This is a genomic window from Vibrio sp. La 4.2.2 (genome assembly GCF_027586995.1).
In the GTDB taxonomy this organism is placed as follows: domain Bacteria; phylum Pseudomonadota; class Gammaproteobacteria; order Enterobacterales; family Vibrionaceae; genus Vibrio; species Vibrio mediterranei.
The window spans coordinates 118169-131402 of record NZ_JAPPTJ010000009.1 but is presented as its reverse complement, the minus strand read 5'-3'; the positions used below and the strand labels follow the sequence as shown (position 1 = coordinate 131402).

At 45.7% G+C, this 13234-nt stretch carries 12 protein-coding genes and 2 riboswitches; of the genes, 4 read left to right on the top strand and 8 right to left on the bottom strand.

All coding sequences use genetic code 11. The features are described from left to right. Positions 1 to 119 precede the first annotated feature (119 nt). The 5 genes from tenA to thiD all read right to left on the bottom strand — a co-directional run bounded on the left by tenA (position 120) and on the right by thiD (position 4118). Positions 120 to 782, bottom strand: a complete 663-nt coding sequence (tenA, locus tag OH456_RS19740; protein WP_006072547.1) for a thiaminase II — start codon at positions 780 to 782, stop codon at positions 120 to 122. Between the two features lie 8 nt (positions 783 to 790). Continuing rightward, positions 791 to 1738: an ABC transporter substrate-binding protein gene (locus tag OH456_RS19735; protein WP_198558211.1), complete on the bottom strand. Its 948-nt coding sequence runs from the start codon at positions 1736 to 1738 to the stop codon at positions 791 to 793. Between the two features lie 18 nt (positions 1739 to 1756). Further along, on the bottom strand, positions 1757 to 2497 hold the full coding sequence (locus OH456_RS19730; protein WP_373455219.1) for an ABC transporter permease: 741 nt from the start codon (positions 2495 to 2497) through the stop codon (positions 1757 to 1759). A 62-nt stretch (positions 2498 to 2559) separates the two neighbouring features. Further along, positions 2560 to 3300, bottom strand: a complete 741-nt coding sequence (locus OH456_RS19725) for an ABC transporter ATP-binding protein (protein WP_031493799.1) — start codon at positions 3298 to 3300, stop codon at positions 2560 to 2562. Beyond that, positions 3297 to 4118 (bottom strand): bifunctional hydroxymethylpyrimidine kinase/phosphomethylpyrimidine kinase, encoded by an 822-nt coding sequence (thiD, locus tag OH456_RS19720; protein ID WP_270034089.1) that lies wholly within the window; start codon positions 4116 to 4118, stop codon positions 3297 to 3299. The genes OH456_RS19725 and thiD overlap by 4 nt, the downstream gene beginning before the upstream one ends. A 70-nt stretch (positions 4119 to 4188) precedes the next feature. After that, positions 4189 to 4290, bottom strand: a riboswitch (TPP riboswitch). 340 nt (positions 4291 to 4630) lie between these two features. Between thiD and OH456_RS19715 the strand changes: the two genes are divergently transcribed. After that, a complete protein-coding gene (locus OH456_RS19715; RefSeq protein WP_270034088.1) occupies positions 4631 to 7156 on the top strand; it encodes a glycosyl hydrolase family 18 protein in 2526 nt (841 codons plus the stop codon). An 82-nt stretch (positions 7157 to 7238) separates the two neighbouring features. Here the strand turns inward: OH456_RS19715 and ribB are convergent, their stop codons facing one another. Then, on the bottom strand, positions 7239 to 7901 hold the full coding sequence (gene ribB / locus OH456_RS19710) for a 3,4-dihydroxy-2-butanone-4-phosphate synthase (RefSeq protein ID WP_006072538.1): 663 nt from the start codon (positions 7899 to 7901) through the stop codon (positions 7239 to 7241). A 196-nt stretch (positions 7902 to 8097) separates the two neighbouring features. Continuing rightward, a riboswitch (FMN riboswitch) is annotated at positions 8098 to 8245 on the bottom strand. Between the two features lie 233 nt (positions 8246 to 8478). On the opposite strand from ribB, the gene OH456_RS19705 reads away from it, so the two are divergent. Beyond that, positions 8479 to 8997 carry a GNAT family N-acetyltransferase gene (locus tag OH456_RS19705; protein ID WP_124940197.1) on the top strand — a complete coding sequence of 173 codons (519 nt, stop codon included), beginning with the start codon at positions 8479 to 8481 and terminating at the stop codon, positions 8995 to 8997. On the opposite strand, the gene OH456_RS19700 is transcribed toward OH456_RS19705, so the two are convergent. Next, positions 8994 to 9569, bottom strand: coding sequence for a DedA family protein (locus tag OH456_RS19700; protein ID WP_038167581.1), 576 nt, complete (start codon positions 9567 to 9569; stop codon positions 8994 to 8996). The two genes, OH456_RS19705 and OH456_RS19700, sit on opposite strands and share 4 nt — an antisense overlap. Positions 9570 to 9590: 21 nt before the next feature. On the opposite strand from OH456_RS19700, the gene OH456_RS19695 reads away from it, so the two are divergent. Continuing rightward, entirely contained in the window at positions 9591 to 9764 is a 174-nt protein-coding gene (locus tag OH456_RS19695; RefSeq protein ID WP_156020474.1) for a hypothetical protein, read from the top strand. A gap of 14 nt (positions 9765 to 9778) precedes the next feature. Beyond that, positions 9779 to 10843, top strand: coding sequence for a threonine aldolase family protein (locus tag OH456_RS19690; protein ID WP_270034087.1), 1065 nt, complete (start codon positions 9779 to 9781; stop codon positions 10841 to 10843). 156 nt (positions 10844 to 10999) lie between these two features. On the opposite strand, the gene OH456_RS19685 is transcribed toward OH456_RS19690, so the two are convergent. Beyond that, positions 11000 to 13042 (bottom strand): FUSC family protein, encoded by a 2043-nt coding sequence (locus tag OH456_RS19685; protein WP_270034101.1) that lies wholly within the window; start codon positions 13040 to 13042, stop codon positions 11000 to 11002. Positions 13043 to 13234 lie beyond the last annotated feature (192 nt).

Below are 13234 nucleotides of genomic sequence, written 5' to 3'. Positions count from 1 at the left end.
TGTGTTAACACGTGATGGCAGGCACAAAATTTTAAATGCGGGTTGTTTGTGTGATATTTGTTTGTTATTTGCTTTCTTTAAAGAGATAAAAAAAGCCGACCTAAATGGTCGGCTTTAGATTAGGCGACATCTAAGCCTTGTTGCCAAAAGGCAATTTCCATGCGAGTTGCCGTTTTAAACACATGTATGATCTCTTGTGCTCTCTGGCTTTGTAGGTCAATGTCTTTTAGTAGCGCGTCTAATCGTTTGATACTGGTGTGCACACCTGACTGGAATTCTTCGCTGCCATACAGTTCTATCCAACTACGATAGGGGTTATCTTCTAGCATGGTATCGGCGCTTTTGAGTAAGTTGTCACCGATAACGGCATAGCCGATGGCACAAGGTGCTAGTGCAGCATAAAGATCAACTAATTCGCCCGTCATTCCTGCATCTAGAACATACCGTGTGTACGCTACGGTACCAAAATCTTCGACTTCCGCTTCCATATCTGCTTCAGTGATTCCCCACTGCTGGCAATAAGTGACATGGTGGCCAATCTCAGAATTTAATAGTGCCTCAACACTTGGTACCGCTTCGCGCATTTGAGCAAGTGTTTTGGCTTTGTAGATGGCTAGTGCATAGGCACGAGCGTACTGCTTTAAGAATAGAAAATCCTGCTTTAAATAGTGTAAATACGCCTGCTGAGCGAGAGTCCCCACGGCTAATTGCTTGACGAAGTCATGTTCGGTGTAAGCCAACCACTCTTGTTGGCAAGCGTTAATTAAGTCTTGATGGTTCATGGTCACTCCTAAAGTACAGGTACGATGGTCTCTGCTTTTGGCTTAGCACTGATAATTTTGTGTTGATACATGAATTCGGTGAACGCGTCATATTTGGTCGCATCAACCGCAGATGGTCTAAGCGCAAATCGAGTCAATGTGTCACGCCACGCTCTTTTATTGAGTTCGTTGTTTAACGTGTCTGGTGCGTAGGCAACAAACTCATTCCAAGAAGCTGTTGGGTGATTCACTATGTAAGTGGTGGCCTTTTCAATCGCACGGTTGAATTTTACGATGGCATCTTTGTCATAACTGTTGGCATTGGCAACAAACACTAGTTCCTCATAAGTTGGAACACCGTGTTCTTCTGGGAAAAAGGCTTTTGGTTTATAACCTTCAAGTTCTAGCTGGTTGGTTTCAAAGTTTCTCAAACCACCCCAAATCGCGTCTACTTTTCCTGAAGCAAGGGAAGAGGAGAGAGCCCAACCAACATTAATGATCTGTACTTCGTCAAATGCCACTCCCTCGGTACTGAGCATGGTACCTATGGTCGCTTCTTCGTTACCTGCGATAGCAATACCAATTTTCTTACCTTTTAGGTCTGCTAGTGTGTTTATCTTGCCATTGTCCAATACCATCATGGTATTAAGCGGCGTTGCGATCAGAGTTGCGCTGCGGATCAGTGGCAGTCCGGCAGCTACGTCGATAGTAAGGCTAGTTTGATACGAAACCGCAAGGTCGACTTTCCCCGCAGCAACCAGTTTGGCTGGTGTGCTTGGGTCGGCTGGTTCTTGAATATCAACATCAAGCCCTTGCTCCTTGAAGTAACCTTTCTCTTGAGCAATGACGATAGGGCCATGATTTGGGTTAACAAACCAGTCGAGCATTAGCGTGAGTTTTTTTTCTGCAGCGTGAGCTGGCATGATGCTGGCTGTAGTTAGCAGCAGAGCCGCAGCGAGTTTGAGCATGGATTTCATGGTTTTTCCTTTTGATTGTTATTTATTTTCCCAAGGGATTAGGCGCTTGAGCCCCCAATCGGTAAAAAAGTAAAGCGCGACTGAGACGCTGGCTAAAATAAACAGCGCCGCAAACATTTCATCAATTAACATGCGAGCATTGGCTTGCAACATGAGATACCCCAAACCCTCACTTGAACCAACCCATTCGCCAGCGACAGCACCGATAGGAGCAACTACGACGGCGACTCGTATACCAGAGGCAAGGACAGGTAGCGAGGCTGGTAAACGTATGTGCCATAGTTGTCGGAAGCGGCTAGCCCCCATAGTCTGTGACAAATCCAAATAGCCCACAGGCGTATTACGTAGTCCGTCATAGCAACAAGTGGTAACGGGAAAGAAGATAATCAGTGCTGCCATGACCACTTTGGAAGCGATACCGTAGCCCAGCCACAGCATCAGAATTGGAGCGAGAGCGAACACTGGGATAGCCTGGCTGGTTATTAAAATCGGCAGGAGCCAACGTTTGACGGGCTGAAACAACAGCATCTGCAGTGCAAAGAACAGCCCCATTGATAAGCCAAGTAGGAGCCCGAGCAGGATCTCTTGTGTCGTAACCCAAGTGTGTTTAAGAAGTACATCTTGACGCTCGACCAGCTTAACGAGTACGGCCTCGGGTGCTGGTAAGATAAAACTGGGGAGCTCAAACAGCACCACGATAGCTTTCCAAAGCCCTAAGATAATCAGGAAGCTAACCAGTACTCGCAATAGTGTGCTTATCCCTTGTTTTTTCTGAGCAGCCGCCTGTCGACGGCTTTGTTCAGCGACTTGTGTTAAGACTGTCACGAGTGTCCCCCTAAATGTTCTAGGATGGATTGTTGGATGGTTGCGAATTCGCCATCGATATCTCTAGGAATAGCCGATTGTGGAGGGACGACTTTATTGAGCTGAGCGGGTTTCCCGTTCATGACCAATATTTGCTCGCCGAGCCTCAAGGCTTCTTGAGGATCGTGGGTGATCAATAATACTGTTTTATCACACAACAACTGAGCGGCAAGATTTTGCAATTTATGTCTAGTGACGGCATCAAGCGCAGAAAATGGCTCGTCCATCAACACTATCGATTTGTCTTGCATTAAAGTTCGAGCTAATGCAACGCGCTGTTTTTGTCCGCCAGATAGTTCGTTGGGCAGAACATTCGCTTTGCTATCGAGTCCAACCTGTTCCAATAACGCCATGGCTTTGGCTTTCGTATTGGCTTCGACACGCTGACCATTTAAACGTGTAGCTAAACACACATTATCAACAACGGTTAACCAAGGCATAAGTAAGTCTTGCTGCGCCATGTAGGCTACGTTGCTCGACAGCTGAGTAAGGCTAGGAACTACAGTTTTGGCGGTAAAGGTGACTTTTTCCGTTAGTAGCCCAGCGATATAGCGCAGCAATGTCGACTTCCCGCAGCCACTAGGTCCTAACAAAGCGGTCCAGCTTCCCGCTTCAAACTGTACGCTCAAGTCTGAGAATATCGGTTGAGCGTCACCTAAATAGGTGAGCGTGGCGTTTTCAATACGAATATCGTTCATCGGTTCAGCGCGTAAAAGTGGTGAACAGGACCGTGCCCCTTACCGATGTCGAGCTCATCGGCGTGGGCAATCGCTTGAGTAATGTAGCTTTTACCGTTGGAGATCGCTTGATGTAAGGAATTATTTTGAGCCAAGTAAGACGCGATGGCAGAGCTTAATGTGCAACCTGTACCATGAGTATTCTTGGTATTGATACGCGTTGTTTCAAAGATAGACACATCATTTTGAGTAATCAGTAAGTCATTACTGCTGGAGTCTGACTCAAGGTGACCACCTTTAAGCAAAATCGCTGACGTATTGAGTTCGCGTAACTGGTCAATCAACGCTTCCATGTCATTTTGGGATTGCGGAACTTGGGTGCCAAGTAGGGCTGCACCTTCAGGTAAATTAGGTGTGATCACTGTCGCTAAAGGGAGTAATTCCGTTTTTAACGCATCAATAGCGGAAGGTTCTAATAGCAGGTCGCCACTGGTAGCGACCATGACAGGGTCTAGAACCACATGCTTTGGCTGATATTGACGAATCTTTTCAGCCACAGCGCGAATTATACTCGCGTCAGCAAGCATACCGATCTTTACCGCCACTACATCTAAGTCGCTGAATACCGCGTCTAATTGCGCCTGCACAAATTGAGGATCAATACCGAGAATACCAGACACACCTTGCGTGTTTTGAGCGGTCAACGCAGTAATGACTGAGCACGCATAAGAACCTGTTGCTGAGATGGCTTTAATGTCAGCCTGAATTCCAGCGCCACCGCCAGAATCGGAGCCAGCGATTGTCAATACAATAGGAGTTTTAGAGGTTGATGATGTCATATCATGTTCCTTTTCAGGGTAGGAACACAAAATAGGCAGGGCAAAGATCCACTGCGGACGCAGAGTCTTAGTGCGGTGTCTATCAGTTCCCTACGCCAGTGCTAACTGAATCAGGTTCAACGGGTCTCACCACTTTGGTGATCTCAGCGAAAACGCTCCCCGACTAATGAGAAAGGACATTGTTATACAAGCGCTGGTTTTTTTCCAGAATTAAAACGTGAGCTCATCGACTTAAACGGAAAATACCTCCAAGTGCGCTTATTCTCTTGGTGAATGGGTTTGGTGTTTTTTAAGGAAGGAGGCGCCATCACAAGAATAAAATTCTGGGCACAAAGTAAAAATGTGAATGAAAATTCTTGTTACATATTGAGTATTTTTGAGTGGTGACTCGAAGTGAGTTTATTTTTTGAACACAAAATAAACCCCAAGTTCTATTAATTGTTCTCGATGTTCACACTTTTATAACAGGTGTGAGCAGCGTCATTAGACCTTTCAGGGAAAGAGAACAAATAATGAAAAATCTATTATTAGGGGTATCGGCGGTTGCTTTGGCGGTAAGCCAAAGTGTCAATGCTGCGCCAGCAAAACCCTCAATTGACGTCTGGGGCTCGAATAATCTTCAGTTTTCGAAAATCCAATTGGCTATGGAGACCACCTCTGGCTACGACCAGATGGTTCAATACAACGATCTAGCAGAGATCAAAATCACATTTAATCAGTGGAGTGGTACCACTGGAGATACTTATAACATCTACTTTGATGGCAATAAGGTGGCGACAGGGCCAATAACTGGTAGCCAAACAACCGCTACGTTTGGTTATGGTCAGGGTGGTTTGTATCAAATGCAAGTGGAAGCGTGTGATGCAACGGGATGTAGCAAAAGTGCGCCAATGGAGCTGGTGGTTGCTGATACTGATGGCTCTCATCTAGCCCCTTTGACAATGAATATTGACCCCAACAACAAGTCTTATAATACCGACCCTAATATGGTCGTCGGCACCTACTTTGTGGAATGGGGAATTTATGGGCGTGACTACACAGTAGACAACATTCCGGCAGACAACCTAACCCACATTATCTATGGTTTTATCCCGATTTGTGGTCCTAATGAATCGGTGAAATCTGTGGGGGGCAACAGCTTTAATGCCCTGCAGACCGCCTGTAAGGGCATGCAAGACTTTGAAGTAGTTATTCACGACCCTTGGGCTGCGTACCAGAAAAGCTTCACTCAAGCTGGTCATGACTACAACACGCCAATTAAAGGCAACTATGCCATGTTAATGGCACTAAAGCAGCGTAATCCCGATCTTAAAATTCTCCCTTCCATTGGTGGTTGGACTCTTTCAGACCCATTTTACAGTTTTACCGATAAAGCCAATCGAGACATATTCGTCGCGTCTGTGAAACGCTTTCTCAATACGTGGAAGTTCTATGATGGCGTGGATATCGATTGGGAGTATCCGGGTGGGGATGGTGCTGCACCAGATTTAGGTGACCCAGTAAATGATGGTCCGGCTTACATCGATTTGATGAGCGAACTGCGAGCTATGTTGGATGAGCTTGAAGCAGAAACAGGCAGAGAGTACGAACTGACTTCTGCGATAGGCGTTGGTCATGACAAGATTGAAGACGTGGATTATGGCAAAGCGATTCCATATATGGATTACATCTTTGCCATGACATATGACTTCTATGGCGGCTGGAATAATGTTCCTGGACACCAAGCCGCGTTGTATTGTGGCAACTTTATGCGTCCTGGGCAATGTGATGGAACGGGTGTTGATGCCGAAGGGATTCCATACAAAGGGCCTGCCTATACTGCGAACAACGGTATTCAGTTATTGTTAGCTCAAGGTGTACCTGCGAACAAGTTGGTATTGGGTGCCGCCATGTATGGCCGAGGTTGGACTGGGGTAACACCTGATACTTTAACTGACCCCACAGATCCTATGACTGGCGTTGCGACCGGCAAACTGAAGGGTTCAACAGCTCAAGGAGTATGGGAAGATGGTGTCATTGATTACAAAGGCATAAAAGAGTATATGCTTGGTCCAGACGACACTGGAGTCAACGGTTTTGAGTACGGTTACGATGCGATGGCTGAAGCGGCCTATGTCTGGAATCAAACAACTGGCGATTTGATTACTTTCGACGATGACCGTTCAGTGAAAGCGAAAGGTGCTTATGTTCAAAGCCTTGGACTTGCAGGCTTATTTTCATGGGAGATTGATGCTGATAATGGTGACATTCTTAATGCAATGCATGAGAGTTTAGCTGGCGGAACACCAAGCAATCGTGCACCCTTTGCCAGTGCTGGTGCAGACCAATCAGTTCAAGGCCCTGCGACAGTAACATTAGATGCTAGTGCATCACGTGATAGTGATGGCTCTATCGTAAGCTATAGCTGGGTGCAAACTGGTGGTGACGCGGTAGTTCTTGTTGGATCCGATACGGTTCAAGCGAGTTTTGATGCTCAAGAGGTCACTGCGACACAGACTTATCAGTTTACGGTGACGGTAACGGATAATGAAGGTGCAACGGCCACAGACGTGCTAAGGATTAATGTCACTCCAAAAGTGACGACTCCAGATAATACTGCGCCGAACGCGGTCATTACTGGACCGACTACTGCTAGCGCTAATGAAGCTGTGGTGTTGGATGCCAGTGCATCAACAGATGCAGAAAACGATATGTTGAGTTTCAGTTGGCAGACACCCAATGGTCTAGATGTATCTGTTCTAGGCAGTTCAGTGAGCTTTTCGGCACCTAGTGTTTCTGCCGATACGAGTTATACCTTCACTGTGACCATTAGTGATGGCTCACTAAGTACCAGTCAGACTCATACTGTTACGGTGAGTGCCGATGGACCAATTGGTGGTACTTGTGAAGATAATTGGGATGCGGCAGCGGTGTACACTGGTGGTGATCAAGTGATTTACCAAGGCCAGAACTACAAAGCCAAATGGTGGACGCAGGGTGAAGATCCTACGAAAACAGGCGAGTGGGGTGTCTGGGAAAATACCGGTGCATGCCAATAAGAAAGGCAAGAACTCAATAGCTAAATGCTAGAACCAAAATCGCCACCTAATATTAGGTGGCGATTTTCATTGAAGTAGGGGCTTAAGCTGACTGCTCTGCCGTTGCTAGGCGATATTGAACCATATCTTCAATCGTCAGCACTGGCATGTCATGAAGCTTACCAAATGCAACGATTTCTGGAGCTTTCGCCATTGTTCCGTCTGGGTTAGTGACTTCACAAAGTACACCAAATGGTGATAAGCCAGCCATTTGCATCAGGTCAATGGTTCCTTCAGTGTGACCACGACGAGTTAGTACTCCACCTTGCTTCGCACGTAGCGGGAAAACGTGCCCTGGACGAGCAAGATCTTCTGGTCGAGCACCAGTTTGACATGCTGTCTTGATAGTTGTGACACGATCAGCGGCAGAAACGCCAGTTGTCACTCCCACTTTTGCTTCGATAGAGACGGTAAATGCAGTTTGGTTAGCGCTGTTGTTGTTCTCAACCATAGGCGGTAAGTCAAGTTGCTTGGCTTGTTCATCAGTAATACACAGGCAAACAATACCACTGCACTCACGAATCATAAGCGCCATTTGCTGGTTAGTTAAGTGATCAACGGAATAGATGATATCGCCTTCGTTTTCACGATCTTCGTCATCGAGTAGCAATACACCGCGACCTTCTCGAAGGGCTTGTAATGCGATTTCAACGCGCTCTAGTGGGTTGCCAAATTCAGATAGCAATGAAGTTTGGTTCTGATTCATGGTAATACTCCTAAATAAAAATACCAGAATCAGGGCATAGGTATGGGGACCCTGTATGAAAATACACAGATCCAAAAGATAGATGAACGACACCCGCATCGCCGTAAAGCAAGGAGGTATCATTCTATATTTACAACGTGCGCAACAATACGCACAGCAAACTGTAGTGAGCACTCACTACAGTATCTGTAAATATCATTATCCTCTCCCATCCGGACTTTAACCGTCGGCTCTGGATTCTCACCAGATCTGCTGACCTTAACTCCATAAAGTTAAGCGCTCGCGGGCTTATCAAACATTGATTTACCGCCGGTGGGGAATTTCGCCCCGCCCTGAGAATAAAAGTTAATGTCTTAACGACTTGTAAATGGTAGCGATTTTTTTACAGCTTGAAAAGCAGCAAGGATCGCATTAATTACAATTACGACTCCAAATATCACCGCTTGTTCTACACTGAACCTTTTCGGTAGCCAAATAGCTACCTTCGTCACTCTATTGAGTTGATGAGTGTGATAAACATGCAGCCTTGCCAAAATTAGGCGGCAGATATGTGTGCCCGATTTAAAAAGAGAACAAAATGCAATTAACGCTAGAAACAGAACGACTTATTTTACGTGACTTTCAACTGGGTGATATCGAGGCATGGCTCACCATAACGTCTCATCCCAAGTATCAAACCTTCTATCCAAAAGAAGAGTGCTCGCCGGAGTTTAATGCGCATTTACTGGAAATGTTTGTCGAGCAATCAGAGCAGCTTCCACGCACCAAATTCCAGCTTGTGATTGAAGGAAAAGAGAGCCATCAAGTTATTGGCACTGTTGGGTTTCGCTTAGAAGCTGATAATCAAGCATCTATTGGCTTCGGTTTAGCGGTTGATAGGCAAGGACGAGGCATCGCGGTCGAAGCCATGTCTGCTTTAATTGAGTTTGGTATTGGTCAATTTGCTCCGACAACCATATTTGCTGAAACTAAAGCAGGGAATAAGGCTGCCATTGCCGTTTGTCGCCGTTTAGGGCTCAAACCGTCCATGGCAGAAGCCAGTCCAATCGATGATATGGATATATTACGACTAGAGTTAGCGGTGACAGTTGACTAATTTGTGCGTCGCTTTCTCGTCATAAGTGCGACGATGAGAGCGACAAATAAGCCGGCTGACACCAACCAAACGATCGCTCGGTGTTGATGATAAAACTGCTGGAATAACTGTAGGTGGTCAAAAGCAAAATGAGTGAGTAAACCAAATACAGCGACCCAAATCGTGGTCGCAAGAGCGTTCCCTAATAAGAACTCATTGCGCGGCATTTTTGCTACGCCACACGCCAGTGGCATAAACTGCTTCATTCCTTCAACGAAACGGCTGATGACTAAGCATGCAGGGCCATAGCGTTTTATCATCGATTGAAGCTTTTGCATTTTAGGGCCTGATACATAACCCTTCTTATCTAGCCACCCCTCAAAATAGTAGCCAATCATATAGCCACAAGTATTACCCAAAAAGCAGCTTAACCAGGATATTGAGAGGACCAAGCTTAGATTCATAACCTGCTGTGAAGAGAGTATTGAAGCTGCAATCATCAAAGATTGTCCTGGCATGGGAATACCAATACCTTCTAAAAAGATACTGACAATAAGAGCGAAGTAGCCGTACTGCTCAAGTAACGGTTTCATTGCGAGCAAAAGGTCGTTGATATGTTGCAAGCGCGGTATCCAAATAATGAAGATCTATTGATAGATACTCCTGTTATTCCTGTTCGTCAATCAAAGTCCCGACAAAACCTACACCTCACTGCTGAGCAATCGATTAACAATCTTCTCTTTACTAAACAACTGACAGGTGACATGGTTGACGCACGTTGTATATGAGAAAGGAAGATAAGATGCAGGATAAGTGTCAAGTTGTATTGCCTGGAAATCGGGCAATTACACCCGCAGAGATGTTTTCGCAAATGGCTGCCTGGTGTGAGCAAAATGGTGTAAAGCACGACAAATATGGTGACGGGGAATTGATACAATCCTTTGAGCGCCAAGTTGCAGAACTCCTCGGGTTTGAAGCCGGACTGTTTGTAATTACTGGCACTATGACACAGCCCACTGCGCTGCAAATTGCCTGCGAACAGCGAGGCAGTAACAATGTGGCAATGCATCCTTCCTGTCATATATATATACATGAAAACCAAGGCTATCAGTTACAAAATCGTTTTAATGCATTGCCCGTTGGCAAACCTTATGAACCTTGGAATGTGTCATCGCTTTTGCAAATTCCAGACACGCTTGGTGCGGTTGTCTATGAATTACCAATGCGAGAAATTGGTGGGCAGTTACCTAGCTTTGGTGAATTAGAGGCGATTAAAAACCACTGTCAAACCAACAACATTCACTTACACATGGATGGAGCTCGGCTTTGGGAGAGTGCCGCGTACTACCAGAAATCTTATCAAGAGATCGCTAATGGCTTTGATTCAGTTTACGTCTCTCTTTATAAAGGTATCGGAGGCTTAGCTGGCGCGATGTTACTTGGTGATAAAACCTTCATTGATAAAGCGAGTGTTTGGATGCACAGACAAGGTGGCAGTGTTTATCAGCGTTCTCCATATGTTGTCGCAGCGGCGATGCAATTTGAATCACGTATTCAAGCACTTCCTTCCTTATTCGAGCGTACACTTGAGCTCTACCAAATGTTGGCAGATTACCCCTCTCTCACTCCGAATCCAGAAGCTCCGCAAGCTAATATGCTACATATCCATTTGCCAATTAGTCAGAAGAAAGCCATTGCCCTTCGCGATACCTTAGCGCAGCAGCACAGTGTGTGGATTGGCAATCCCCAACAAGGGCTACTCGCACAGCAGAGCTATATTGAGTGGTATGTTGGTGACACATTGCTGCAGATGCCAGACGATGAGTTGAAAGGATATCTCGAGCTCATTGAGCAAGGTTGCCAGTAGTACGAGTAAAACCTGCAACCTTTTGACCACCAGTAAGCTTTTGGGCTATGGGTGGTTAAAAGCAAATAACCGACATTAAGAATAAGCAGCTTACTGAAACCGCAAGAGCGATAACTAGCGTAGTTGTCGCTCTTTTTTCTTATGTCTCTCGCGCAGTTAGCTACTAAGGTTGCGCCTGACTAAATCGTGCATCTGTTTAATGGTCATTAATGCTAACCATATGATCTCTTCTACCGAGCGTTGACCTGATGTAGAGCTGAGTGCCTTGTCTGCGGTTTTATTACTCAAAGCAGGTAGTTCGTGAACTTGTTGGTCGCGCAGACTAAATATTAAGGCATCCATTGCGCTGTTGATTAAATACTCTACCTGCTTGGAACCTTGATACGAGATGCCAGCTCGCACCAAAGGCAAAAGCAAACAGAGGTAATGATTGAGCAGTCGGTAATGGCTTAGCATATCGTCATAATAATGTGGGTCACTGCGAGTGTGGCGTGGTTCTTGTTGCATCTCACTATATACCAACTCAAGGTCACTCTCGGCAGTAAGCATTGCGGCTCTTTGCTTAGTGAGATCTATGTGGCTTCTTTGAGCCGGCTCCGCTTGCAGTTGAGTGTAGCAATACACAAAAAGGCTTTTTGAGCTGTCCAATGCCTTTAGTGCTTGAGAGTGAATTTCTTTACCGCGCCACTGTGGCCATAAAACGCTATAGCCTAACAGCACTATTGCTCCACCAAGAAGATTATCGATCAATCGTGGTGCAGCAAAGTTAAGCCCTTGATGAGCCATAGCATGGTAAACCAGAATTAATAAAGCGGTGATGCATCCAATAGCAAGCGAATAACGGCGCATAATATTAAGCATAGCGACGGGCAGTAATACAATTATCAATGTGTATATAGCTGTGGGCGGCACTCCAGTTTTAATGACAGTTGTTGCAAACAAGACGCCCAAGGCGGTGCCTAAACAGCGCTGCCATGTCTTACTGCGTGTGGCTAAGAAGCTAGGTTGGATCACCATTAACATGGAAATAAGCACCCAATCAGGACGAATCAATTCGAAATACTCAGCAGTGCCTGCGCCAAGGGCAAACATTAGCCCCACACGAGCGACATGTCGCCAAATTGGATTGTCTTTACTTGGCCAGCGCAAGGAAAGCTCGAAGGGTTGTACTTCAAAAGAGCGTTCGTAGGCGGGTTCGTTTAACTCAATGCGATGAGAGATGTGTTTAATTGCATAGGCCCAGTAGCGGAAACGCGGTTGATCTTCAAGCTTTACCGCTTCAATGAGGTCGTGAGCTTCTTGCTCGAGTGAACTTAAATGGCCAGCCTTCTCATGCGTGTTGTACAGCAACTGTCTCGCTTTGTGTCTGAGCCTTTGCTGACAATGTTGGCTCCATACCAATAGTAGGTCACGTTTCGACTTACTGGATTGGAACTGTGATAACAGATCTGGGTTATTAGTGTGACTGCTCAGAATAACTTCAAAAGTATCCAGAGCGAGAAATAACGCCTGTCTAAGATCGTTAACGTCCTCATGTTTTGAGCGAAATGACTCAGATTGAAGGGCTTGTTGAAAAAGCTCAATAAGCTGGTATTTGATAAGACGCTTAGGAGCTTCACTTTCACTCCCTAACAAAAAAGCTTGTCGATATTGAATGTAGTCTGCCAGTTTCTCGTAGATCGCCGAGAGGCAAACTCGCAGCGCATAATGTTTCCATAAGGCAAACCATAGCCAACTGAAGAGCGCAAAAGTGAGCGGTCCAAGCACTAACATTGGATACAAAAGGGTGCTGGAGTGTGAATGATAAAGCGATAAAGTCACCGCGGCGATAAGCAAACTCGACATACCCAGCCGCCCCCAGAATGGTCCATTAACGGCAAAACTTGCCATTACGGCACCAATAGCACCGTAGGTAAGCCACAAGGGTAATTCGCTCAAAAGCAATACGTAGCTAGCAACGAGAGTAAGACTCCACGTCATTGCAGTAATAGCAAAGCGAGTCCAACGTCTAGGCCCCGCAGTGTCTAATCCGCTGATCAATGCTGCAGGCATTGTCATCAAAGCGGTCATCGCAATATTAACTTGATGGAATAACACACCTAAGCCAATAAAAATCACAATGGCGCTGGTGGCTCGCAGCCCTAAGTTGATGGATGGTGAGTACCAAACCTTACGTAAAATGGCAGGAGAAATGGTCATAAACCCTCGACACTTATTGTTATCCATTCAGTGTAACTCGAATTATTACAGTTGTTTCGGTATCAACTACAGATTACTAAATTGTCGAGCTGAGAGGGCTCATTTGACCGCAAAGTGAATTGGCGTCGTCTGGGGAAGGTCATAAGAAACAAAAAGGGCGATAACTCTAGGAGTTATCGCCCTTTCCAAACG